This window comes from Anaerolinea thermophila, from assembly GCF_020723905.1.
Lineage (GTDB): Bacteria > Chloroflexota > Anaerolineae > Anaerolineales > Anaerolineaceae > Anaerolinea > Anaerolinea thermophila_A.
In genome coordinates, this window is sequence record NZ_DYHZ01000006.1 from 162,561 (window position 1) to 187,886 (window position 25,326).

Genomic DNA, 25,326 nt, shown 5'->3' on the forward strand with positions numbered 1-25,326 from the left:
CACTTTATTATACATCATCCTGGAGAGTACACCCTTCAAAAAAGGGTATCTTTTGCGAGAAAAGGGGGATTTTTCACCCAATTTAACCACCCCGGACAGGATGACACAGCAAGTGATCAACGGCATCCGACAATTGACGTAAATTGCTTACCTGAAAGGCTAAATCACAAAACGGGAGATAACGGGGCATGTCTGAATCTCCTGTGCCCCATAACGCGAGCGGATCGGGATTTAACCACACGCAGGTCCTGGCGCGTTTCGCCATCTTCTGAAACAAATCTTCACGGGGAGGATTAAAATTATTTCTCCCGTCTCCCAGTACAATCAAAATCGTGCGGTGATCCAGTAAATCCATATAACCGGCGGCAAACGACTCCAGGGCATTCCCCAGGTCTGTATTGTAATAGCCAGGTGGCATACGGCGTAACACCTGCTGGATAACTTGATTGGGTGCCATGCGCTCAAAATCCGGAGAGATATATTCCAGATGATCAATATAGGCAAAAGAATGGGATTTGCGGATCTGATCTCTCACCATCGAAATGAACGTGAGAAAAAATTCCACGCAGTAACGCATGGAGGTACTGAGATCACAGAGAATCACCAGTTTGGGTTTAAGAGTGTGGTCTCTATGACGTAGTTCGATCGGAATACTTCCATGCTGGAGATTGGCGCGGATCGTTGCCTTTGGATCAAACTGTCCATCCTTTGCCCGGCGCAGACGCAACGCCAGACGGGTTCGCAAAGCAGCAGCCATGCGGCGGACCTCTTCACGGAGTTGGCGTGTCTCGGCTTCAGTTAAATTTTGAAAAAGACGATCCACCAGACTTGCGTTGCCTTTTTGAGGCGGATTCTCCGCCATATTCTGTAGAATTTGCTGTCCCGCAAATTGCCGGATTTGTTCTTGCAGAGCGCGGCGATTCTCTTCCAGAGCTTTCTGGATCTGTGCAACCCGCTGGCGGTTCATTCCCAATTGTTGAAGCAACTCTACCAGTTCCTGAATACTCTGACGCAATTCGGGAAATTGCAGGGCGTTTTCTAATTGCCTTGCCAGATAATTCTGGTAACGCAAATCTGTAAAGTGGGAAGGATTGAACCAGTTATCCAGTTCCTGAAAATCCTGTGAAGAAAGGGGTTTGCCTTCCAGGAGGCGCTCCAGCATCTCGCGTAAACGGAGATTGAAGGCTCTCAAGGCTTCTGCCAGCATTTTGGCTTCGGATTCACTCAATCCTTCAAGGATATTTTGCAAAGGCGGGGGATCGCTGTTCTGGAAAAACATGGGGAAGAGCCGTTCAAACGTCGGGAAATCCTGAGCATCCTTGACCAGTGTTGCTCGAAGCGTCAACCGAAAGGTTTCCCGATCCGTCACACCTAACCACTCTACAGCCCGAAAAGCGTCAGCGCTTTCTGCGAGACTGATGCGCACCCCGCTGGCACGCAAAGCGGCGATAAATTCAACAATTCGGCGTTCCATCTGACACCTTTGTTTAATTTCTCCAGGGAGCAGAAGGAAAGGAATCCGTTTCACTGCGTTGATCTCTGGATGGGCGAGCAAAGAATTGCTGTCTGGCGCGTTGCAAATCGGCTTCATGTTTCAGCAGAACACTCAGGGTGGTTTCCAGGGTTTGCTGATCAAGCGCACTGGCATTCAGTGCCACAAGCGCCTTTGCCCAGTCCAGTGTTTCACTCACCGAGGGGGATTTTCTTAAGTCCATTGTCCGCAAACGTTGAACCAGTTCCACCGCCTGACGGGCAAGTTTTGGCGATAACTCGGGCACTTTGAGACGAATCACCTGAAGTTCCTGCTCCAATGTGGGGTAATCAATGTACAAATAAAGACACCGGCGCTTGAGGGCTTCGCTTAACTCACGGGTGTTGTTGCTGGTGAGTACAACTACAGGCATATGCACGGCTTTTAATGTACCCAATTCCGGAATGGAAACCTGAAAATCGCTCAGCACTTCAAGCAAGAAGGCTTCAAACTCAGCGTCTGCGCGGTCAATTTCATCAATCAACAGGACAACCGGTTTTTCGCTGAGGATGGCTTTCAACAACGGACGCTGGAGTAAAAAGCGCATGGAAAAGAACACATCCTCTTCTTTTTCGAGACGATCAGCGGCTTCCCGTAAAGTGGAGACATCGGAAAGGGTCTGAGAGAGTTTCTCCCGTAAAAGTTGTGTATATAACAACTGTTTGGCGTATTCCCACTCATAAAGGGCTTTGGTCTCGTCCAGCCCTTCGTAGCATTGAAGGCGAATCAATTCTCTGCCCATCGCGTTTGCCAATACTTTTGCCAGTTCCGTTTTTCCTACTCCTGCAGGACCTTCCGCCAGGATGGGTTTTTCCAACTGTAAACTCAGATACACCACTGTAGCCAGTTCATCACTGGCAAGGTATTTCTGGTTTAAGAGCGAGTCTTTCAACATGTTTGGGGAAGTAAAGTGTGTCATAAGCAAACCTTTATTAATTGGATAACAATAGTCAGTATAGCAAGATTTCAGCGAGAATTCCAGCCCCTGTCAAACTAAATTTCATAGAAAAAATCACTCATTTTTTATACAGAACTCCGTGAAAGCCTTTACATACTGGTATACTATTTTTTAAGCCTTTGAGGAGCCCTTTTACCATGGATCATCTTCCTTCAACCGAGTCGCGAAAATCTGATCATATACGTATCAATCTGGAAGAAGATGTCCGTTCTGAACTCACCACTGGTCTGGAACGCTTCTTCTTCATTCATGAGGCATTACCAGAACTGAACCTGGAAGATATTGACCTGCGACTTTCCTTATTTGGAAAGTCATTGAATGCCCCCATTCTCATTTCCTCCATGACAGGAGGAACAGAAAAAGCGGCTCAAATCAATCAGCGTCTGGCTGAAGCGGCACAGGAAACCCGCATCGCCATGGGAGTGGGCTCACAACGGGTTGCGCTGGAAAATGCTCAATGGCGAGATTCATTTCAAATCCGAAAATACGCTCCCGACATCCTGCTCTTTGCCAACATTGGCGCTGTGCAATTGAATTACGGATACACTGTAGAGCATTGCCAGCGAGCCGTGGACATGATTCAAGCCGATGCGTTAATCCTGCACCTGAACTCCATACAGGAAGCCATCCAACCGGAGGGAGACACCCGTTTTGCCGGGCTGATTGATAAAATCGAGCAGGTCTGTAAGAAAATTTCAGTTCCGGTGATTGGCAAAGAAGTGGGATGGGGAATATCTGAAAGGACAGCGCGCATGCTGGTGAATGCCGGTGTTGCGGCAATTGATGTCGCCGGCGCGGGAGGGACTTCCTGGTCCCAGGTTGAGATGTACCGGACGACAGACGAACGGCGGGCGCGAATCGCAGCGGCATTCCGCGATTGGGGCATCCCTACTGCATACTCCATTAAAATGGTCAAACACGCCGTTCCCCAGGTGCCTGTTATCGCTTCCGGTGGATTGAAGTCGGGGGTGGATATTGCAAAATGTATTGCCCTGGGCGCCTGCATGGGTGGAATGGCAGGACCATTTCTCAAAGCAGCAACCCAATCTACAGAAGCAATCATCCATCTTATTGAAGAAATACGCGAAGAGATTCGCATTACCATGTTCGGGGTTGGCGCGGCGAATTTATCGGCTTTATCCCAAACCCCTTTGATTGAGTATTAATTTGAAGGAATGTAAGATGCTTAACCAGATTATTCAGGAAATGTTACCCCGCATCGAAGAAGAACTGCGCCTTGTAATAGAGGCAACCGCCCGTCCTCATTCCGCTCAACTGTCTGGTATGCTTCGGTATCATCTGGGTTGGGAAGGAGAAGGCGCCGGACCGGAAGCGCAAGGGAAACGCATCCGCCCGCTGCTGGTGCTCCTCAGCGCCCGGGCAGTTGATGGAAAGTGGGAACAGGCTCTGCCTGCTGCAGCAGCAGTGGAATTAATTCACAATTTCTCCCTGATTCACGATGATATTCAAGATCAAAGCACCGTGCGACGGGGACGTCCAACCGTGTGGGTAAAGTGGGGCATTGCTCAAGCCATTAATGCCGGCGATACCATGTTCACCCAGGCTTTTTGGGCTTTAAACCGACTGGAAGAAACCGTCTCCCCTGAAACCGCTCTGGAAGCGTCCCGTGTTCTCCAACAGGTGTGCCTGCAACTCACAGAAGGACAATATCTGGATCTGGCTTACGAGCAGGTAGACTTCCTTTCTATTGAGGCTTACTGGCCCATGGTCAGTGGAAAAACCGCCGCCCTCTTAGGGGGATGTATGGAGTTGGGCGGATTGTGCGCTCATGCCACTCCCAATCAGCGCGAGTCTTTACGGGAATTTGGAGAGAACCTGGGACTGGCTTTTCAGGTCCTGGATGACTGGCTGGGAATCTGGGGCGACGCCGCTTTAACGGGCAAGTCTACCGAGAGCGATCTGGTCTCGGGGAAAAAATCTCTTCCTGTACTGTACGGGCTGGCAAACAGCGAGATCTTCTCTCAACGCTGGAGAAGAGGGAAAATTACCAGTGAGGAAGTCAACGACATTGCCGGAATTCTCCGGGAATGCGGCGCAGAGGCTTTCACCCTGAGCACGGCAGAACAATTAACCCAGAAAGCCCTGAACGCTTTGACGAGCGCGTTCCAGGATGACATAAGCCAAGCCAGCCTTTTAAGCGAACTGGCAAAACAATTACTCAGCCGGAAATCCTGACAGACTCGCGCAACCGTTTTCCAAATACCCAAAGGGAGACAACCAGAATCAGCCAGGCAATTATCTGTGCCTGTCGAAAAGGACCAATCCAAAGGCTATCGGCACGGAAGGTTTCCACAATTATCTGTCCGATTGCCGTAAGAATCACAAATAACAGGAACCTGCCTCCGGGCACCTCAAAAAAGAGGCTTGCCTTGAAATTCTTTCGCGGAATCCATACTGCCAGCAGAATCGCCAGAGAAACAACTACCTCATAAATCTGTGTGGGATGCCGACGGGCTCCCCAAAGGTCCACCCCCCAGGCAAGAGTGGTGGGAATGCCAAATTTCTCCCCGCTGGCGACGTGGGATAATCCGATAGCAACTGCGAGAATGCTGAAAAATGTGGTAAGGGCGTCCAGCGTTTGCCAGAACGGCAAGCCTGCTCGTTGAAGATATATGAGGCTCACCAGCAGGGCAGCCAATATCCCGGCTTCTACGGAAAGCATCTGTGGGGTGAGGGATAGAAAGCTCAACGGACTGCTCAAAAATGCCTGGGGGAATTGCAGCGCATAGCCTATTCTTGCCCCCAGCACACCAGAAATCAACCCAATGACTATGAGACGGTACACCTTAGCAGGATCGACTTGAAACCTCAGGGCATGTTTTTCCGTTACATCCATCGCAAACCAGACCCCGAGAAGCAAAATCAATCCCGGTGTTTGTACAGCAAACGGTCCAATGTGAATAACGGGAAGCATTAAGGTTCTCCCTGAGAGAATTTCTCAGCCTGGGCAAGAAGCAGTGCTTCGGGCAACGGTCCACCCACAATCCAATCCCGGATGATACCTTCTTGATCGATAAAAACAGTTGTAGGCAAACCGCTGGTGCGATACACCGATTGAACCTCACCTTGCTCATCAAGCAGTACAGTAAAAGTTACCCCGCTGGATTGAATAAATTCCTGCACACTCGAAAGCACATCCTCGCTGGTAACGTTGACGGCAATCACTTCAACCCCTCTGGACTGATATGCCTGACTCACCCGCTGCAGGGCTGGCATTTCTTCACGGCAGGGCGGACACCAGGAAGCCCAAAAATTTAAGATAATGGCTTTCCCACGGAATTCGCTCAGGCGAACCGTCTCTCCGTCCAATGACTTCAGGGCAAAATCGGGCGCAAGGAACCCCCGATGCGCAATTGCACTCTGCTGTGTGGACCCCGGGATTAGATACGAAGATAACCCAATCCAGAGTGCCGCCAGGAGTGCAACCAGAATGGCAAATCGCCGAAACGTGGCAAAAGAGTTCATAGAGTTATCCTAATAGATGCACAAAACTCTGTCAAGTTGCACTTTTTCTGCGACTTTTATCCTTATGAAGCGCCGGCTTGGAGATAAAATGGAATCAACTGGAAACGATTTGGAATCACCGGGAGAAAGAATGAAAACACCCTTTTCGGTCCTCAGTGTGGATCTAGGCGCAGAAAGTGGGCGGGTGATGGGGATATCGTTTTCTACACAAAGCCTGACTGTGGAAGAAATTTACCGCTTCAAGAATGGCGCTATTCGAACACCTGAGGGGCTGCACTGGGATATTCTCCGTCTCTGGGAAGAAATCCTGCAGGGGCTGGCGCTGGCGAAACGCAGGGATATTCACCCGGCAAGCATGGGTGTAGATGGCTGGGGCGTGGATTTTGCCCTGTTAGACCGCCAGAAAACCCTGATTGGTATCCCCTATCATTATCGGGACAGCCGGACCAATGGAATTCTGTCCAAAGCCTTTCAATGCATACCCAGAGAGGACATTTTCACCCATACCGGGGTTCAATTTATGCCCATCAATACCCTCTATCAATTGCTGGCAATGGTTCTTCAGTCATCTCCCCACCTGGAAATTGCTGAAACCCTGCTGATGATTCCTGATCTGTTTCATTACTGGCTATGTGGGTTTATCGGAAACGAGTTCACAAACGCAACCACATCTCAATGTTTTTCACCCCTTACCGGAACCTGGGCATACCCGATCCTCCGTGCTTTAGGCATCCCCGATCATCTCTTTCAATCCATTGTCCCACCGGGGACAATGCTGGGAACACTGCGTCCGGAAATTTGTGAACAGACGGGTTTATCTTCCATTCCAATCATTGCACCGGCAACCCACGATACCGGTGCAGCGGTGGTAGCGGTACCGGCACAATCATCCCCCTGGGCATGGATCAGTTCGGGGACATGGTCTATTGCAGGGGTAGAAAGCCCTACCCCGGTAATTGACTCCCGTACCCTGGCACTGAATTTTACCAATGAGGGTGGCGCCTTGGGAACATGGCGTCTCTCGAAGAATGTGATGGGACTCTGGCTGGTCCAGGAGTGCCGCCGCATCTGGCAAGCAGAACAGACAGAACCGCTTACCTATGACGAGCTCACCTTTCAGGCATCTCTGGCACAGCCATTCCTGGCATGGATCAACCCCGACCATCCGGATTTTCTTCCCCCCGGGGATTTACCTGCACGGATACGAACGTATTGCGAACGAACCCACCAGAAAATCCCCCAAACGAGAGGAGAGGTGGTGCGCATTATTCTGGAAAGCATGGCTCTCAAATACCGGTGGATCATCGCCCAACTGGAACAGGTGACAGGAAGCGTGATTCAGGTCATCCATATTGTCGGAGGGGGAAGTAAAAACCGACTCTTAAACCAGTTTACCGCCAATGCTACGGGAAAACCCGTCCTGGCAGGGCCTGCAGAAGCAACTACCATTGGCAATGCCATTACCCAGGCAATTGGATTGGGGTATTTCTCTTCAGTGGCAGAAGCGAGAGCATGGGTTCGAGCGTCTTTTCCGATTGAGGCTATTGACCCTGTAGAAACTGAACGCTGGAATGAAGTCTATACGCATTTTTATCAGAGGATGAAGGAAGATGAAAACATATACCTTTAATATCCAGCCATTGCTGGAAATGATGGGCGAAGCTGGCAAACGCCTTTCCGAAATGAATGCCTGTGAAGGAGCGGCTGGAAATCTTTCGATATGCTTTCGTGGAGAGGTTTCCCCCCAAAAGGTGTTCTCAATGGTGGAAGAAATTTCTTTACCCATCCCGGTGCCTGAATTATGCGGCGCCAATCTTTTGGTATCCGGCTCAGGACAACGCCTCAAGGACATCATGGATCATCCTCTGGAAACAGTAGGATTCCTGATAGTCGGTGAGGGAGGACTTACCGGAAAACTCTTCACCTCTCCTCAACGGATGTTTCAACGACTGACCAGTGAATTCAACTCCCATCTGGCAGTTCATGCTACTCTGATGAACGGGAAAAACCTCCATTTTCATGCCATTGTCCATGCTCAACCCCCCTATCTGACCTACCTGAGTCATCTGCCCCAGTACCAGGAAGAATCCACCTTAAACCAACACCTGTTCCGCTGGCAACCCGAAACCATTATCCAGTTCCCTGAAGGGTTCGGCGTATTGCCCTTCCTGGTACCGGGCTCGGAAAATTTGATGCGTGCCAATGTGGAGGCTCTTCAACACCACAAAATAGCCCTCTGGTGTAAACATGGGGTCATGGCTTGTTCAGATGAGTCCATCCTGCGGGCAGTGGATTATATTGAATATGCTGAGGCAGCGGCAAAGTATGAGTATATGAACCTTGCACTGGGCTCTCCTACGGCTGGATTGACAGTGGATGAACTTCTGCAAATCTGCCAAGCCTTTCATGTGCATCAAACCATCTTTCCTCAAACCTCTTAACGCGCTGATTTGGGGAGGAATGTTGTGAAAATAAATGAAAACGAAATTCAACGAGCCTATTCGCTGGCACAGGAGCGATACGCATCTCTCGGGGTAGATACCGAGGACATTCTGAAGAGAATGCAAGGTATTCACCTCAGTTTACATTGCTGGCAGGGCGATGATGTAACCGGTTTTGAAAACCGGGAAGGGCCATTAACGGGTGGAATAGCAGCAACCGGAAATTATCCCGGCAAAGCCAGAAACGCCGATGAACTTCGCGAAGACCTGCAACAGGTTTTCAGGTTGCTTCCAGGAAAACACCGGTTAAATTTACATGCCATTTACGCAGAAACTGGCACCCAGAAAATAGAACGCAATCAGATTCGTCCCGAACACTTTTCCCGCTGGATAGATTGGGGAAAGGAGCACTGTCAGGGATTGGATTTCAATCCGACCTGTTTTTCTCATCCGAAATCCGCAGACGGCTTCACCCTTTCCCATCCGGATACCAGCATCCGTCAGTTCTGGATTGAGCATTGTATTGCGAGTCGAAGCATTGGAGAAACCTTTGGAAGAGCCTTCCATACTCCCAGCATCGTAAATATCTGGATACCGGATGGATACAAAGATACCCCCGCCGACCGTCTTGCTCCCAGACAACGTTTGCTGAACTCCCTGAACCAAATTCTGAGTCACCCTATCTCCAGAGAATATATTCTGGACGCCGTTGAGCCCAAACTGTTTGGAATTGGCTCAGAAAGTTATGTGGTGGGGTCTATGGAATTCTATGTCGGTTATGCCATACGCCGGAACATCCTGCTCACGCTGGATACAGGACATTTTCATCCTACGGAATCGGTTGCCGATAAAATCTCCTCCCTGTTACTCTACCTGGAAGGGATTTTACTTCATGTCAGCCGTGGGGTTCGCTGGGATAGCGATCATGTGGTGATATATAACGAAGAATTGCAAGGATTAATGCAGGAAGTTATTCGCGCCAATGCACTTCAACGGGTATATATCGGGCTGGATTACTTTGACGCCAGCATCAACCGTATTGCCGCATGGGTGATTGGCGCCCGCACCACTTTAAGAGCCCTGCTAAACGCTCTGCTTGAACCCTATCCCCTGCTCCAGCAAGCCGAAAAGGAAGGAAACCTGACTTTACGCCTGGCGCTTCAGGAAGAATTCCAAACCCTCCCCTCGCAGGCTGTCTGGGAGTACTACCTGCTGACTCAGTCCGTCCCTGTTGGGATTTCCTTTATGGAGGAAATCAAAACCTACGAAAGAGAAAAACTCTCCAGACGCATGTAAAAAATTACCGGGTGGGATCAGCCTTTTTCAGACCTTTCCCGGAAGATGTGGCTCAAAGAGGCAAAAGATTGATCCTTTCAAAGCGCGATTGCTGCGGTTGACATGAAAACTCAAGCAGATTCGGACTTGACAAGAATCTAAGGAACGTTACAATTCTGGTAAATTCACCCGATACGTGCAGGAGGAACGCGATGAGCGACACATTCGAGCAGGTCAAAGCCGTGATTATGGACGTAATGAAAATTGACGGCGAAGGGATTACGATGGAAACCCGCTTTGTGGAAGACCTGAAAGCGGATTCAATGGATCAATTCTTCTTAATCGATGGATTCTGCGAAAAGTTCAACATGTCCATCAGTGATGAGGACGCCCGCCAGATCCGCACTGTGGGAGATGCTGTACGATACATTGACGCCCACCGCAGTTAATCCGGTTTCAAGATAATCAAAGACCGCCGGCAGGAAACATCACCGGCGGTCTTTTCGTTTCTTTCTCGTTGTCTCAATTGAGTAAAGCAGGAATCTCTTCGGGGTGATTGGCTACGCGAACACCACTCTTTTCCAGCGCCAGTACTTTATCCCGGGCAGTACCCGTCCCACCTTCTATTATTGCTCCGGCATGCCCCATGCGCTTACCAGGAGGAGCTGATTGACCGGCAATGAATGCTACCACCGGTTTGGTCATATGCCGGGAAATAAATTCAGCGGCTTTTTCCTCATCTGTTCCGCCAATTTCTCCAATCATCACCACCTGATCGGTATGGGGATCGGCTTCAAACAATTCAAGGACATCCACAAAATTCGTCCCGTTGATTGGATCACCGCCAATGCCCACACAGGTGCTGGCTCCCTTGCCAGCCAGTTTGAGCGCATACAATACTTCATAAGTCAACGTACCCGAACGGGAGACAATGCCAACGTTTCCCGGTATTGCAATATTGTTGGGAATGATTCCCACTTTGGCTTCACCGGGTGTCAGCAAGCCGGGGCAGTTGGGGCCGATGAGACGGACGCGCTTTTGATCCAGATAACTGCGTACACGCATCATATCCTGAACCGGAATCCCTTCGGTAATGCAAACAATCAACGAAACCCCCGCATCCGCGGCTTCCAAAATTGCATCGGGAGCAAAACGGGCAGGCACAAAAATCACACTGGTATTGGCGCCAGTCATTTCTACAGCCGAGCGCACCGTGTCAAATACCGGAATTTTTCCATCCAGCACCCACTCCCCCCCTTTACCAGGAGTGACTCCCGCCACCACGTTGGTACCATAAGCCAGCATCTGGGTGGTGTGAAATAAACCTTCGTTGCCAGTAATACCCTGCACAATCAAACGGGTTTGTTTGTTAACCAAAATGCTCATTTTGCTTCCCCTTTCACCACAGATACAGCCTTCTGAGCGGCTTCCAGAAGTGTTTCAGCAGTAATCATGTTTGCCTCAGCCAGAAGTCGACGACCTTCTTCCGCGTTCGTACCCACCAGGCGAACCACCATGGGGATATTGGGTTTCACCTCGGCAAGCGCAGTTAAAATGCCCCGCGCCACCTCATCGCACCGGGTAATCCCGCCAAAAATATTAAAGAGAACGGCTTTGACCTTTGGATCGCTGAGGATAATTCGCAAGGCAGCGGCAACCTTTTCAGCGCCAGCCCCTCCACCGATATCCAGAAAGTTGGCAGGTTCACCGCCACACAGTTTGATGATGTCCATGGTTGCCATTGCAAGCCCTGCGCCATTGACCATACACCCGATCTCGCCATCCAGACTGATGTACGAGAGACCAAACTTACGAGCTTCCACTTCCGCCCAGTCCTCGGCGTCAAGATCGCGCATCTCGGCTAAATCCGGGTGCCGGAACAGGGCATTATCGTCCACAATCATTTTCCCATCCAGCGCAAGGAGTTTCTTATCCGAAGTGATGACCAGAGGGTTGATTTCTGCCAGAGTGGCATCGTTATCGGTATAGGCTTTCCACAATCCATAAGCCACCTCAGCAAAGGAGCGCCATAAAGGACGGGGGAGATCAATACTGACTGCCAGATCTCTGGCTTGATATTCTCGCAACCCCAACAGGGGGTCAATATGAATTTTGATGATTTTCTCGGGAGAAATTCGAGCCACTTCTTCGATATCCACACCACCGGCGGCAGAAGCCATCATCACCGGCCGGCGGGCAGTCCGATCATTGGTAATACCCAGGTAAATTTCCTTCTCAAAATTGACAGCTTCATCGACAAGGATTTTACGAACGGGCAGTCCTTTTATTTCCATCCCCAAAATAGCCGTTGCCAGTTCTTCGGCTTCTTTTGGGGTCTTCGCCAGGCGAATCCCCCCGGCTTTTCCGCGTCCGCCAACCAGCACCTGGGCTTTGATGACAACTTTTCCACCCAGTTCTTCAGCAAAATGCTTTGCTTCGCTTGCCATAGTGGTCATGCGCCCCTTCGGGATCGGCACACCATAGCGGGAAAATATGGCTTTGGATTGATATTCATGCAGTTTCATAAAGAGAAGCCCCTGAAGAATTTTGACTAACCTTATTATTTATAACATAATTCACCGAATACAAATAAAAAGACCCTGTACCTACCGAGTTTTTGTACGTACAGGGTCTTTTCTCATCGTGCCTCGCTTTTATCCCTTCAGAAATGTCTCTAACGCTTCCCGGCTGATGCGATAAGCATTTCCAATTTTACGGGCTTTCAAGTCACCGGCATTAATGGCGGCAAGTACATCTTCTTCAGATACTTTCAAAATCGCAGCCGCCTCCGCGGGGGTCATCACGTCCGGTATTACCGGTGTTGTCTGCCCTCCTGCTGACGACGCGCCAGCACCACCTGCTGAACCCTGCAGGGTATTGGAGAGCAGGTTGCCAATCCCCATTCCAGCACCAATACCAGCGGTCAAGCCGGCACCACCGCTGGGATTCTGAGCAGCATCGCGTAAAGCATCTGCCGCCTGAAGTTGGGTATATGTCTGCATATCCAGCATGCCCATGGCGCGCAGTTCTTCGGCGGATTTTTCGGAGGGTTTAAGGCTGGCAATATAAAAACTCTTCAGGGTTAAGCCAACCGCCGCAAAATCATCCTGCGCTTTTGCCCGCACGGCAGCACCAATTTCTTCGGTTAACCCGATCAGTTCCGCAACGGTGCGCTGGGCAGCAGTCTCTCCAAGAATGTCCTGTAATTTGGAGAGCAGCATGGTGCGCAGGCGGTTCTCAATTTCAGTGGTGGAATACATGTGCTGGGCACCCACCACCTGCGTGACAAACTGCTGTGGGTCGCGCACCTGGAAACTGTAAGTTCCAAAACTCTGGAGCAGAGCCACTCCCAACCCCATGCCCGGATTGCGTACCAGGATTGGTTGAGGGGTACCCCATTTTTTGTCTACGAACTCCCGCATGGAAACGAAGTACACTTCTGCAGTGAACGGTGTGCGGTTGTTAAACGCTTTTCCGAGAAGTTCAGTCAGTAGAGGGACGTTTGCGGTGCTGATGGTATGTCTTCCGGGACCCAGAACATCCAGGGCATGCCCATCGCGGAAAAAGACCGCCCGTTGAGATTCGCGGACGATGACCTGAGAACCAAAACGAAGGTCAGCCACCCCCTGTTCGGGAAAGCGGTGGACGATTTCATCCTGCATCTCATTTGGGTATTCAACAACATCAAAAATTCTAGCCATGGCTTACTCCCACTCTCTTACTCAGACTGTTCTGCCTGATTATGAAGAATCACCTGCACCCGTTTGTCAAAAGCCTCGATGCATTTCTGCGATTCATTCACCAGCGCCCGGATTGCGGTGCCAAGCCCCTCTGTTCCTATTGCGGCTTCGACATTGTCAATAGCGCGTTCAACCGCCTCACCGGTTTCAAATAAAGCCAGGTCATATTGATAAATCAAAGCCAGTTCTTCGGAATTAACTTTGACCGCATCGAAGAATCCCGCATACCCATAAGAAGCGGTGCGAACGCGGTCAATGAAAGTGCGCAACTTGACTGCAGCGCCTTCCAGGTCATCCACCCAGGTTAAACCCCCCTGCGTGAGTAGATCTCGCTGTAAAGCAGAGATTCTTTGAACCAGAGTCTCAAATCGGCTGGCTATGGTCTCACGCAAGAGTTTGTCTGCTGATCTGCGGTTCACGCGGTCCACATACCCCTTAAACCCGGGGATCTTTCCCAACAATTTTCTAAAGGGGTCTTGTTCTTCCAGCACCCGTCCCAAAATGTCACTCATTTTTCCTCCTTGGTTTTATCAACCCAGAATTGATTATAGCGATAATTCATCAAGAAAACAACAAAAGTTCTCTAGGGGATGGTCAAGAAAACATCAATAAAGTTAAGACAAGTTGCAACATTTCTGTAACATGAAATGGTTGCAAATCAAAGAATCGCCCTTATAATTGAGTATAGTATCCTGAAAGATACAAAAATATTTCATAAGGGAGGTCTGCAATTATGTTATTCGCCGCCAGAGAAAAAGGACAGGGTCTTGTTGAGTATGCACTCATTCTGGTTCTTGTCGCTGTAGTCGTCATTGTGATTCTGGCTCTTCTGGGGCCCGCAATCGGAAACATTTTCAGCAACATCATGACCAAAATTTAAGCAGGCAAACTCGTTTTCACCCGCCATGAAGGGACTCGCAGGAGTCCCTTCATGCTTGAAAGCGAGAGTGGCAACATTATTGCAACTATTCCTAATAAAACCGTAAGGTAAATTTTATTGTTATAAAATATGCGTATAATTAGGTTAACTGCTACATAAGACACTGAAGAAAATCTTGAAATTCAATTCCTTTTGTTCAGGAGGATGACATGGCAACAGGTGGGAGACGCCGCGGACGAGCATTTATTCTTATTGCTCTGATCCTGATTTTGCTTCTCGTATTAGCATGGGCAGTGGTCCGCTTCTTTGCGCCACAGCAACTGCCTGCGGCACCGGGCGAAAGTTCGGTACCGCCAACTCCGGTTGAAGAAATGACTTCCATTGTGATTTCAGTACAACCTGTCTCACGTGGTCTGGAATTCAACGAAACGAATGTGACAACCATCCCGTATCCCAAGAAGGATCTGGTTGAGGGTGCATTCATCACCGACATTCAGGAAGTGCTGGGGAAACGTGCCAAGTTTGACATCGAAGCCCGCACCCCCATCACGATGACCATGCTGGTTGATCCCACCATGAAGAATTCGCCAGCGGCATTTCAGATTCCACCTGGTCAGGTTGCCATTACCATTCCGGTGAGCAAATTGTCTTCGGTGGCTTATGGACTGGAACCGGGAGATCATGTCAACGTGATTGTATCCTTATTGCTGGTGGACATTGATCCGGGCTTCCAGTCCAAACTTCCGAACAACACGGGAGTCGTAGTTGCTCCAGGTCCTTCAGGTGAAGGTGGACCTACTACCATTTCTGCTTCGGTCAGTAAAACCGACTCGCTCTCCGGGCGCACAGAACTGGATCCAACTCTTGGACAACCAATTTATGTCATTCCTTCGGAGCCTCAACGCCCTCGCCTGGTAAGCCAAACCTTGATTCAGGATGCCATTGTGCTCCGACTGGGAGACTTCACCACAAGCGATCAGCAAGCCCAGGCTACTGCTCAACAGCAACCCACGCCTGTACCAGCAGGCGGGCAGGCTCAACAGCCCACCGAACCCGCCAAACCGGATACAGTGACCCTGATTGTCTCTCCGCAGGATGCTGTTACGCTGAATTATTTGATGCTGGCAGGAGGACGGTTGAACCTTGTCATGCGCAGTGCCGGGGATAGCCAGCGAATTGCTACAGAACCGGTTACGTTGCAGTTCATTCTGGATCAGTACAACATCCCGAATCCGGCAAAACTGCCTTACGGGTTAGAACCGCGTCTGGATCAGTTCCCAACCACTATTCCGGCATTTCCGAGCACAGGTTCAACCTTCAGTGCAACGCCGCAATAATGAGAAGTAGGGAATTGCAAACTTTACTGGCATGGATTATTGTTAAATCAGATGCCTGAACTCTTCAGGTATCTGAGAGTTTAAGAAGTTAGAGGAGTTTTTATGCCATCTCAGGAAAAAGTCCGGGTGTTGATAGTTGATGACATCTCTGAAACACGGGAAAACATCCGTCGAATGCTTCAGTTTGATGCCAACATTGAAGTAATCGGAGCGGCAAGAACCGGCCGAGAAGCCATCGAACAGGCACAACAACTGAAGCCGGATGTGATCGTGATGGATATCAACATGCCGGACATGGACGGGATTACCGCTACACAGGAAATCAAGCGGAAACTCCCCTTTATTCAGGTGGTGATTTTATCCGTGCAAGGCGATCAATCTTACATGCGCCGTGCGATGCTGGCAGGGGCGCGCGACTTCCTCACCAAACCCCCCATGATTGACGAGTTGACGGATGCCATTCGTCGAGCAGGTGTGTTAGCCCACGAGGAACGCAAAAAGGTTACTCCCGGCTTCCCGGTAGCGCCGGTGGAACCCGGAATCAGCGCGCCCATGCCTTCCTTATTGCCGCGCGGGAAAGTGATTGTCGTTTACAGCCCCAAAGGAGGCACGGGATGCACCACCATTGCGACCAACCTTGCCATCGCATTGAAGTCGGATGAAGAAACTCGAGTTGCATTGATAGATGCAAACCTCGAGTTTGGCGATGTTGCCGTATTCCTGAACGAACAAGGGAAAAACACAATCCTTGACCTGGCACCTCGCGCTGAAGAACTTGACCCCGAAATTGTCCAGAGCGTTATGGTCAATCATCGTTCTTCAGGGCTGGACATTCTGGCTGCTCCCCCTCGTCCAGAACATGCCTCAAAAATCACGGGAGAACAATTCTCCAAGATGATTGATTACTTGAAGAACCTCTACGCATACATCGTCATCGATACAGCCAGTTCTCTCACAGAAGTGGTTCAGGCTGCGCTGGATATTGCACATGTTATCGTGCTGGTCACCACGCAAGACATCCCCTCCATCAAAAACTGTAATCTTTTCCTCGGGTTGGCAGATGCCGTGGGGATGAAACGTGACCGCATCCTGTTCATCATGAATCGCTATGACAAACGAATCAATATTACCCCGGAACGGGTGGGAGAAAGCCTGAGACAACCGGTAGCCACAGCCATTCCTTACGATGAACGATTTATTCCAGCCTCCGTTAATCGGGGGATTCCGTTTATGCTGGATAACAAAGCACAAGCCATTGCAAAATCCATCCAGTCCTTAAGCGATCTGGTAAAGGAAAAGATTGCCAAACTCGAAGCAACTGAAGCAGAACTTTCTGCTAAATAATGGTGGTGACTTTCAAAGGAGGGAAAGCCCATGTCCATTTTAAAGAGAATTCAGGGCAATAATCCACCCCAACAGGGAGGGCAACCTCCCAGTAACGGGAGCGGGATTAATCCGCCCACAGCCCCAAATATGCAAGCCACACGGAGAATCCCAGCCCCGGGAATCCCATCGGCTCAGGATACCTATCAGGACCTGAAATCTCGTGTCCAGAGCAAATTGCTTGCGGGGTTAGATCCAACAGCAGACCCTTCCCGTGTGCCCGAAATGCGCCGAACCATCCAGGAATTATTCGAACAAATCCTCACCGAAGAGAACATTGTGCTCTCCCGACCCGAACGGGCGCGGATGTTTGAGCAAATCGCGGCAGAAATTCTGGGACTGGGTCCTCTGCAATCCCTGCTTGAAGACGACACCATTACCGAAATTATGGTCAACGGTCCCAAAAACGTGTACGTTGAGCGTGGCGGACGCATTTACCGTGCCCCGGTCACTTTTGAGAACAACGAACATGTCATGCGTATCATTGAACGCATCGTTGCTCCTCTGGGACGTAGAATTGACGAGTCTCAACCTTACGTGGACGCCCGCTTGATGGACGGCTCGCGCGTAAATGCGGTCATTCCTCCCATCTCACTGGTGGGTCCGGTACTGACCATTCGTAAGTTTGCGCGTAAGCCCATCACCGTGGAACAATTAATTCAATTCGGCTCCATCACCCCGGAAGCCATCGAATTTCTCAAGGCGTGCGTGATTGCGCGTTTGAACATCGTGGTATCCGGCGGCACGGGCTCCGGAAAGACCACCCTGCTCAACATCCTTTCGGGATTCATTCCATCGGATGAACGCATCATCACCATTGAAAACGCGGCAGAATTGCAGTTACGTCAGGAGCACGTGGTCACGCTAGAGTCGCGCCCACCAAACATCGAAGGCAAGGGTGAGATCACCATCCGTCAACTGGTCATCAATGCCCTGCGCATGCGCCCTGACCGCATTATCGTTGGCGAGTGCCGCGGCGACGAAGCCCTGGATATGTTACAAGCCATGAACACCGGTCATGATGGTTCCATGACCACCGCACACTCGAACAGCCCACGCGACACCCTGGCTCGTCTGGAAACCATGACAATGATGGCTGGTATGGAACTACCGGTTCGCGCCATCCGTGAGCAGGTTTCTTCAGCCATTGACCTGATTGTTCATCAAGAACGTATGCGGGATGGTTCGCGCAAAGTTGTCAATATCACAGAAGTCTCCGGTATGGAAGGAGACGTCATCACCACAACCGATTTGTTCGTCTTTGAACAGGCCGGTTACGAAAATGGGAAGATTATTGGACGTCTGCGTCCCACCGGTTTGCGCCCGAAATTCATGGACAAGATCGAAGCCGCAGGCATTCACCTGCCTGCCACCATCTTTGGGATTGGCGAACGCCGCAGATTCTAACCTCAGGGGGACGCACAACCTCGGAAAGGATGAACCCGTATGGAACAGTTCACAATGATTTTGATCATCGGGGGCGCTGTGGCAGTGATCATGTTAATTGTGGGCATTGTTGTCTCGATCACCAGTGAGCGTTCTCTGGTTGAAGAACGCCTGGGACGGTATATCGAGACCCCTGCTCCGGTTAAAGAACGCCAGACACAGGCGCCTGTGACAGAATGGTTAAACAAACAGGTTGCCGGGTCGTCCTTTGGCGAAAATATTGCCCGTGAACTCGCCCGTGCGGATATTAAACTCAAAGCGGGCGAGTACATCGCCCTGATGATCATCTCCGCTTTCCTGGTCGGCTTCGTTTTCTATTTCCTTGGGGATAAAAACATGCTGGTCGGGTTAGCCGGTTCGGCAATCGGGTTATTCCTGCCCCGCTTCTATGTTAAAAGCCAACAATCGAAAAGGCTGGTGAAATTCAATGAACAACTGCCGGATATGCTCAACCTGATGGTTAACGGGTTGCGGGCAGGGTATTCCACCATGCAGGCACTGGAAGCCGTCAGCAAAGAACTCCCTCCACCCATTTGCGATGAATTTCGCCGGGTTGTTCAGGAGATGCAGTTGGGCGTTCCCATGCAACAGGCACTGGATAACCTGTTGCGGCGCATTCCCAGTGACGACCTTGATCTGGTAGTCACTGCCATTAACGTGCAACGCGAAGTTGGTGGTAACCTGGCAGAGATTCTGGATACAATCTCCTTTACCATCCGGGAGCGTGTACGTATTAAAGGGGAAATCCGCGTTTTGACCACCCAGGTCATGTACTCTGGGCGTTTCCTGGCGATGATGCCAATCTTCGTAATGGGCATTCTGTATCTGCTGAACCGTCCTTACATGATGGAATTTTTCAAACCAGAAAACAACGCCAGTCTCCCATGTGGCTACATTGCACTGGTTTGTGCCGCGATTTTGATTATCAGCGGGTACGTGGTTATGAATAAAATCGGGGATATTGAAGTCTAACGGGAAGAGGAGAGGACCTATGAACCTGATCACCATTATTATCGGTGTTGTTGCGCTGGTGGTTATCGGCGCAGGGGTACTGGTCTACATCGGTCTGCGAAACCCAACCAGCGCAGATGACCGCCTGCTCCAACAACGTCTGGAAGAGTTTAACCAGCGTGGAGAGCAGGTTGACCTGGAAAAAATCGAACTCTCTCTGCCCTTCACCGAACGGGTTATCTACCCGACAGCAAGAAAATTGGGAGAACTGGCAATCCGCTTCACCCCGCAAAATGCCATGCAAGACATCAATCGTAAACTGGAACTGGCAGGCAATCCGGGAAAACTGGATGCAACCGTGTTCCTGGCACTTCAATTCATTGCGGGTGGTTTCTTTGGAGCCGTTCTCTTCCTTGCCATGTACTTTGGACAATCTAACTGGCCCTTTGGACAAAAATTCCTGGTTGTCCTCGGTGGTACCCTGTTGGGTTTCTTCTTCCCGCAAATCTGGCTGACTTCGCGCATTGGGCGCAGGCAAAAAGAGATTCGCAAATCTATGCCAGATGCACTGGACCTGCTCACCATTTGTGTGGAAGCCGGTCTGGGGTTTGATGCCGCCATGGCAAAGGTGGCAGAGAAGTGGGAATCCGAACTTTCCCTGGCATTTGCACGGGTCATCCAGGAAATCCAGTTAGGAAAAACCCGTCGGGACGCCTTGAGAGACATGGCAGACCGTATTGGCATTCCTGAAATGACCAGTTTCGTGGCGGCAGTCATCCAGAGTGAACAACTGGGTGTGAGCATGGCAAAAGTCTTACGCATTCAATCCGATCAAATGCGGGTGAAACGCCGCCAGGCTGCCGAAGAGGAAGCCCACAAAGCGCCGGTGAAGATGCTCATTCCGATGGCTCTGCTCATCTTTCCTTCTTTGATGATTGTGCTGATGACCCCCGCCGCACTGCGGTTGATGAACTCTGCCCTTGCCGGGATGTTTAGATAGAGGGCTGGAAAAGGAGAAGCCCATGATTGTGTCGGGTAGCAAGATGCACCCGGCTGGTTTTCTCTACCACCTTGGCTGGACCGCGGTTGACTGGTTGTTTCCGCCATACTGTATCGACTGCGGGACACTGGGAGAACGCTGGTGTCAGGCCTGTCAGGAGAAAGTGCCCTTCCTGGCTCCTCCTCTCTGTGAACAATGCGGAAGACCTATTGAGCGTGCCGGGCTTTGCCCGGAATGCCAACATGAGCCTTTGCCACTGGACGGCGTGCGCTCCTGTTATGTCTACGAAGGAACCATTCGCGAAGCCATTCACCGCCTGAAATTTGAAAAAGACCTTGGATTAGCGGAAATTTTAGCCAAAGCACTGGTAAAAACGCTCTCTCATGAACACTGGAACATTGAAGTGATTACCAGTGTTCCGGTCAGTTCCACCCGCATGAAAGAACGAGGTTACAATCAGGCAGAAATGCTGGCAGTTCCTCTGGCACTCATTACGGGCATTCCCTATAAGCGTTCTCTACTCAAACGGATCAAAGAGAGCCCCTCTCAAATTGGGCTGGGAAGGCAAGAACGCCAGGAAAATATTCGCGATGCTTTCGTGGCAACAGCCCGGGCAAGCCAATTCTCATCTATACTTGTTATAGATGATGTCATCACCACTGGCTCAACATTGCAATCCTGCGCTCTGGCACTTCGGGAGCAAGGAGTGAAGCAAGTATTTGGGCTCACCCTTGCCAGAGCGATTTCGCGCGATCCGCTGGCTCGCGCAATATCCTAAATCTTTTCTCTAAGGAGGACCATATGACACTCAAGGTCGAAATCTACCCCAAAAATCTTGAACTGACCCCTCACATTGCCGACTACATCACCAAGAAAGCCTCCAAACTGGATCGCTATCTCAGCGATATTGAGGAAACCCGCGTTGACCTCGAGTTTCAGAAATCCATGCGCAACCCTGCCGACCGCCAGGTAGCCCAGATCACCATTCGGGGACGAGGTTATATCCTGCGCACGCAAGAACGCTCCGATGATATCCTGACCGCTTTTGATACCGCCCTGGACAATCTGCAGCGTAAAATGGAACGATATAAAGGGAAACGGGTTCGCGGACGCGGCGACGGTACACCGGCATCTGGTGTTAAGGAAGAGGCTATGGAAATGGAAACGGTAGAAGAAGAGACCCCGCCGTTAATCACCCGACGGAAGACCTTCACCCTGGTGCCGATGGATGAAATGGAAGCCCTGGAGCAAATGAAGGCTCTTGGACATGAGAATTTCTTCGTCTTTTACAACATCAACACGAATTCTGTTAACGTCCTCTACCAACGGCGGGATGGTACATACGGGTTGATTGAAACGCGACTCGGTTAATGTGGTAAAGATTCTCTCTGGAAGGAACATAGGGGCGCTGATAGCGCCCCTTTATCATTGTAATGACTGAGTAAGATATAATTTCTATATGCGCTCTTCACAACTTTACCTCGCTGTTTTCTTTTCCGGTTTAACCACCCTCTCAGCAGAACTGGCGGCAGCGCGTTTGCTGGAAAACCATTTTGGCAACAGCAACCTCATTTACGCCACAATCATCGGTTTAATCCTTATCTACTTGACCTTAGGATACTTTCTGGGCGGGCGCTGGGCTGATCGTTCTCCCCATCCAGACACCTTTCTTCAAATTTTACTGTGGGGTGGGTTCTCCATTGGACTGATTCCACTGGTATCGCGCCCGCTACTGCAAATTGCCAGCCGCGCCTTCGATGCATATCAGATGGGAATGTTAATTGGTGCTTTTGTTGTAGTGATGGTTCTGTTTGTCATTCCCATCACATTACTGGGCACTGCTTCCCCATTTGCCATCCGTCTCGCTATCGAAGAGACTACCAGAGCAGGTCAGGTTTCTGGAAAAATCTATGCCATCTCCACATTGGGATCCTTTATTGGCACGTTTTTGCCGGGATTGTTCCTGATCCCTGCTTTCGGGACATACCGCACATTTATCATCATCAGCGGGTTGCTGATTGTTGTAGCCCTCCTGCTTTATCTCCGACTTTACGGTTTAAGACGCGCTCTTGTTTATGTCTGGATGCCGATTATCCTGGTCCTCCTGGGTATTCTGGGTGTGAGAGGGTTTGACAAGCCCACATCCGGGCTGATTTATGAGACTGAATCTTCATACAACTACATTCAGGTGGTGGAACAGAATGGATACCGTTACCTGCGATTGAATGAAGGACAGGGCATTCATTCCATGTATCATCCCACCGAACTCTTGTACGCAGGACCCTGGGAACAGGTGCTGGTTGCCCCTTATCTGAATACCCCCATTGTTGAACCTGAATCCATCAACAGCATGGCAATTATTGGTTTAGCCGCCGGAACAACCGCACGCCAGGCTGTGAAAGCCTATCCCGGGATCCAAATTGATGGCTTTGAACTGGATCCCAAAATTGTGGAAGCAGGGAAGCGATATTTTGACATGGAACAACCCGGATTAACCGTCTATATTCAGGACGGGCGCTGGGGATTGAGCCACAGCCCTTCTCGATATCAGATTATCAGCCTGGATGCTTACCGCCCTCCCTATATTCCCTGGCACCTGACCACTCAGGAGTTTTTTCAGATTGTTCGTGACCATCTCACCGAGGACGGTGTAGTCGTGATGAATGTAGGTCATGTGCCTGACGACACCCGATTGATTGAAGGGTTATGTACCACACTTGCCTCAGTTTTTCCCAGCGTGTATGTGATGGATCTGCCCCAGACCTTCAATTCGCTCATTTACGCCACGGTGCAACCCACCACGCTTGCCAACCTGGAAACCAACTGGATCGCTCTCCTACAAAGGGAAAACCCTTCCCCATTAATCTTATATCCTCTACAGGTCATGCTTGAGAATATCCGTCCGGCACCTATCAGCGGTATGGTGTTCACTGATGATCACGCCCCGGTAGAATGGATAACCAACGAAATGATCATCCGTTTCTTTTTTGAGGGGGGTATGGAGGTTCTTCAATGAAATTCTGGAAAAATGCAGGCAAAACGATCATTGCAATCAGCATTCCGTTTTTTCTCCTGATGACCGCAATTCGATTGCTTTTAACGCCACTCTATCCTGAAATTGAGTACCGCATGCCGTATTTTCCCCCGGATCCATACGGATTCACGCTGGAAGATCGTTTGAAATGGTCCAAAATTTCCATAGAGTACCTGCTCAATGATGCTGATCTGTCCTTCCTTGCCAGCCAGAAACTGGATGCTCAAACCCCGTTGTACAACGATCGGGAACTGCAACATATGCTGGATGTAAAAATCCTCGTCCAGCAGATGATTACAGTATGGACCATCTTATCCGGGATTTATGTGATTTTACTGGCGTGGGCATGGCGCCGGAGATGGCTTAAAGATCTGTTTGAGGCTTTTTCATGGGGTGGAAGAGGCACGATTGCGCTGATTGTCCTGATTCTGGTCAGCGTTGCGCTCAATTTTAATGCCCTCTTCACGGCTTTTCATCAAGTTTTCTTTGAGGGCAATTCCTGGCTGTTTCTCTACTCAGACTCCCTTATCCGCCTCTTTCCCCTGCCCTTCTGGCGGGATGCGTTCATTTGGGTTGGTGTGTTTGCCTTACTGGTTTCAGTGCTTCTCATCTGGATTGAGAGACGTATTCCCGAAAACACGCCGTAAAAAAAAAGGGCTGTCGCTCATGGACAGCCCTTTTTTTATACCTTATCTGATCACCGAATAGCGGGTGGATTTTCGGAGTCCGCTGCCGGGTTGAACAGATGGAAATTATCCATGTTGAAGACCAGTTGAACGGTATCTCCGATCTTAAAGCGCGTGCGAGGATCTACACGGGCAACATAATTGTTTTTACCGCTGACCATGTAGAGGAAAATTTCATTGCCCATCAATTCAATCACATCCACCTTGCTTTCCACCGGTGCGGCATGAATACCTGGAGGGGCAAAAGTGGGGTTGTGGATATCTTCAGGGCGAATACCAAAAATTACCTGACGATCCACATAGGGCGCATATAGATCCCGCTTTTCTGCCGGAATTTTGACGGCAAAATCGCCTGTGTCGATGATTAACTCGCCCTGCTCCTTGCGTAAGCGCGCAGAGAAGAAGTTCATCGCCGGTGAGCCAATAAAACCGGCTACGAAGAGGTTGGCAGGTTTATCGTACAGGTTTTGCGGGGTATCCAGTTGCTGGAGAATGCCCTTATTCATGACCGCAATGCGGGTTGCCATGGTCATGGCTTCTACCTGATCATGGGTCACGTAGATGAAGGTCGTCTGTAAGCGCTGATGCAGTTTACTGATTTCCGCGCGGGTTTGCACACGCAGTTTCGCATCCAAGTTCGAAAGGGGTTCGTCGAAGAGGAACACCTTTGGCTCTCGAACGATGGCCCGACCAACCGCCACACGCTGTCGCTGACCGCCCGACAGTTCCCGGGGTTTGCGTTTCAAAAGCGTCTCAATCCCAAGAATTTGAGCGGCTTCTTCCACTCGACGTTTGATCTCGTCTTTCGGGAATTTGCGCAATTTCAAACCAAATGCCATGTTATCAAACACCGTCATGTGCGGGTAAAGCGCATAGGACTGGAAGACCATGGCAATATCGCGGTCTTTTGGGGGAATGTCATTGACCACCTGATCGCCAATCAAAATGCGCCCTGAGGTGACCTCTTCAAGCCCTGCCAGACAACGCAACGCGGTGGTCTTACCGCACCCGGACGGACCAACCAGCACCAGAAACTCCCGATCTTCAACTTTAATGTTGAGATCATTCAATGCGACCACATCTCCAAATTTCTTGGTTACATGATCAAAGGTTACACTAGCCACAAGATGTTCCTCCTTTCGGGATTCATATAGTGAGGTTATTATAGAACAGTTTTT

General features: G+C 50.2%; 25 protein-coding genes. 16 read left to right on the forward strand and 9 right to left on the reverse strand.

All coding sequences use genetic code 11. The features are described 5' to 3' along the window. Positions 1-82: 82 nt before the first annotated feature. Together LHF31_RS10585 and LHF31_RS10590 are read right to left on the reverse strand one after the other, a co-directional pair. A complete protein-coding gene (locus LHF31_RS10585) occupies positions 83-1,474 on the reverse strand; it encodes a VWA domain-containing protein (protein WP_298004639.1) in 1,392 nt (463 codons plus the stop codon). A gap of 13 nt (positions 1,475-1,487) precedes the next feature. Continuing rightward, a complete protein-coding gene (locus LHF31_RS10590; RefSeq protein ID WP_298004636.1) occupies positions 1,488-2,450 on the reverse strand; it encodes a MoxR family ATPase in 963 nt (320 codons plus the stop codon). A gap of 176 nt (positions 2,451-2,626) precedes the next feature. Here LHF31_RS10590 and fni point away from each other — a divergent pair, with 176 nt between their 5' ends. Both fni and LHF31_RS10600 read left to right on the forward strand, forming a co-directional pair. Continuing rightward, positions 2,627-3,655: a type 2 isopentenyl-diphosphate Delta-isomerase gene (fni, locus tag LHF31_RS10595; protein ID WP_298004633.1), complete on the forward strand. Its 1,029-nt coding sequence runs from the start codon at positions 2,627-2,629 to the stop codon at positions 3,653-3,655. 16 nt (positions 3,656-3,671) lie between these two features. Next, positions 3,672-4,685, forward strand: a complete 1,014-nt coding sequence (locus tag LHF31_RS10600) for a polyprenyl synthetase family protein (protein WP_298004630.1) — start codon at positions 3,672-3,674, stop codon at positions 4,683-4,685. Here the strand turns inward: LHF31_RS10600 and LHF31_RS10605 are convergent. Then, on the reverse strand, positions 4,669-5,424 hold the full coding sequence (locus LHF31_RS10605; RefSeq protein WP_298004627.1) for a prolipoprotein diacylglyceryl transferase: 756 nt from the start codon (positions 5,422-5,424) through the stop codon (positions 4,669-4,671). The genes LHF31_RS10600 and LHF31_RS10605 overlap by 17 nt on opposite strands. Next, complete coding sequence (locus tag LHF31_RS10610) at positions 5,424-5,975, reverse strand: TlpA disulfide reductase family protein (RefSeq protein WP_298004624.1); 552 nt, start codon at positions 5,973-5,975, stop codon at positions 5,424-5,426. Before LHF31_RS10610 ends, LHF31_RS10605 begins: the two co-directional genes overlap by 1 nt. 130 nt (positions 5,976-6,105) lie before the next feature. Between LHF31_RS10610 and LHF31_RS10615 the strand changes: the two genes are divergently transcribed. From LHF31_RS10615 to acpP, 4 genes are all read left to right on the forward strand, one after another. Next, the gene (locus LHF31_RS10615) at positions 6,106-7,605 is read left to right on the forward strand and encodes a rhamnulokinase family protein (protein ID WP_298004621.1); all 1,500 of its coding nucleotides are present in this window, start codon (positions 6,106-6,108) and stop codon (positions 7,603-7,605) included. Further along, on the forward strand, positions 7,586-8,416 hold the full coding sequence (locus LHF31_RS10620) for a class II aldolase/adducin family protein (RefSeq protein ID WP_298004619.1): 831 nt from the start codon (positions 7,586-7,588) through the stop codon (positions 8,414-8,416). Before LHF31_RS10615 ends, LHF31_RS10620 begins: the two co-directional genes overlap by 20 nt. A 30-nt stretch (positions 8,417-8,446) precedes the next feature. Next, positions 8,447-9,712 carry an L-rhamnose isomerase gene (locus LHF31_RS10625; protein WP_363324757.1) on the forward strand — a complete coding sequence of 422 codons (1,266 nt, stop codon included), beginning with the start codon at positions 8,447-8,449 and terminating at the stop codon, positions 9,710-9,712. Between the two features lie 191 nt (positions 9,713-9,903). Beyond that, positions 9,904-10,140 (forward strand): acyl carrier protein, encoded by a 237-nt coding sequence (acpP, locus tag LHF31_RS10630; protein WP_298004615.1) that lies wholly within the window; start codon positions 9,904-9,906, stop codon positions 10,138-10,140. A 73-nt stretch (positions 10,141-10,213) separates the two neighbouring features. Here the strand turns inward: acpP and sucD are convergent, their stop codons facing one another. The 4 genes from sucD to LHF31_RS10650 all read right to left on the reverse strand — a co-directional run bounded on the left by sucD (position 10,214) and on the right by LHF31_RS10650 (position 13,943). Further along, a complete protein-coding gene (gene sucD / locus LHF31_RS10635; protein ID WP_298004611.1) occupies positions 10,214-11,077 on the reverse strand; it encodes a succinate--CoA ligase subunit alpha in 864 nt (287 codons plus the stop codon). Continuing rightward, complete coding sequence (sucC, locus tag LHF31_RS10640; RefSeq protein WP_298004609.1) at positions 11,074-12,216, reverse strand: ADP-forming succinate--CoA ligase subunit beta; 1,143 nt, start codon at positions 12,214-12,216, stop codon at positions 11,074-11,076. Before sucC ends, sucD begins: the two co-directional genes overlap by 4 nt. Before the next feature lie 129 nt (positions 12,217-12,345). Continuing rightward, complete coding sequence (locus LHF31_RS10645; RefSeq protein WP_298004607.1) at positions 12,346-13,392, reverse strand: SPFH domain-containing protein; 1,047 nt, start codon at positions 13,390-13,392, stop codon at positions 12,346-12,348. 17 nt (positions 13,393-13,409) lie between these two features. After that, positions 13,410-13,943, reverse strand: a complete 534-nt coding sequence (locus LHF31_RS10650; protein WP_298004604.1) for a hypothetical protein — start codon at positions 13,941-13,943, stop codon at positions 13,410-13,412. 221 nt (positions 13,944-14,164) lie between these two features. Here LHF31_RS10650 and LHF31_RS10655 point away from each other — a divergent pair, with 221 nt between their 5' ends. From LHF31_RS10655 to LHF31_RS10700, 10 genes are all read left to right on the forward strand, one after another. Beyond that, a complete protein-coding gene (locus LHF31_RS10655) occupies positions 14,165-14,311 on the forward strand; it encodes a Flp family type IVb pilin (RefSeq protein ID WP_298004602.1) in 147 nt (48 codons plus the stop codon). A 209-nt stretch (positions 14,312-14,520) separates the two neighbouring features. Continuing rightward, complete coding sequence (cpaB, locus tag LHF31_RS10660; RefSeq protein ID WP_303774212.1) at positions 14,521-15,648, forward strand: Flp pilus assembly protein CpaB; 1,128 nt, start codon at positions 14,521-14,523, stop codon at positions 15,646-15,648. Positions 15,649-15,750: 102 nt separating this feature from the next. Next, complete coding sequence (locus tag LHF31_RS10665) at positions 15,751-16,992, forward strand: response regulator (RefSeq protein WP_298003865.1); 1,242 nt, start codon at positions 15,751-15,753, stop codon at positions 16,990-16,992. Positions 16,993-17,022: 30 nt separating this feature from the next. Then, entirely contained in the window at positions 17,023-18,438 is a 1,416-nt protein-coding gene (locus LHF31_RS10670) for a CpaF family protein (protein WP_303774213.1), read from the forward strand. Between the two features lie 39 nt (positions 18,439-18,477). Further along, the gene (locus LHF31_RS10675; protein WP_298003077.1) at positions 18,478-19,449 is read left to right on the forward strand and encodes a type II secretion system F family protein; all 972 of its coding nucleotides are present in this window, start codon (positions 18,478-18,480) and stop codon (positions 19,447-19,449) included. A gap of 19 nt (positions 19,450-19,468) precedes the next feature. Beyond that, on the forward strand, positions 19,469-20,428 hold the full coding sequence (locus LHF31_RS10680) for a type II secretion system F family protein (protein WP_298003080.1): 960 nt from the start codon (positions 19,469-19,471) through the stop codon (positions 20,426-20,428). Positions 20,429-20,450: 22 nt separating this feature from the next. Beyond that, positions 20,451-21,206 (forward strand): ComF family protein, encoded by a 756-nt coding sequence (locus LHF31_RS10685; protein ID WP_298003082.1) that lies wholly within the window; start codon positions 20,451-20,453, stop codon positions 21,204-21,206. Positions 21,207-21,229: 23 nt separating this feature from the next. Further along, on the forward strand, positions 21,230-21,799 hold the full coding sequence (gene raiA / locus LHF31_RS10690) for a ribosome-associated translation inhibitor RaiA (RefSeq protein WP_298003085.1): 570 nt from the start codon (positions 21,230-21,232) through the stop codon (positions 21,797-21,799). Between the two features lie 88 nt (positions 21,800-21,887). Beyond that, positions 21,888-23,444 (forward strand): spermidine synthase, encoded by a 1,557-nt coding sequence (locus tag LHF31_RS10695; protein WP_298003087.1) that lies wholly within the window; start codon positions 21,888-21,890, stop codon positions 23,442-23,444. Continuing rightward, a complete protein-coding gene (locus LHF31_RS10700; RefSeq protein WP_298003090.1) occupies positions 23,441-24,109 on the forward strand; it encodes a TIGR01906 family membrane protein in 669 nt (222 codons plus the stop codon). Before LHF31_RS10695 ends, LHF31_RS10700 begins: the two co-directional genes overlap by 4 nt. A 50-nt stretch (positions 24,110-24,159) precedes the next feature. Here the strand turns inward: LHF31_RS10700 and LHF31_RS10705 are convergent, their stop codons facing one another. Further along, positions 24,160-25,272, reverse strand: a complete 1,113-nt coding sequence (locus tag LHF31_RS10705) for an ABC transporter ATP-binding protein (protein WP_298003093.1) — start codon at positions 25,270-25,272, stop codon at positions 24,160-24,162. Between the last annotated feature and the right edge of the window lie 54 nt (positions 25,273-25,326).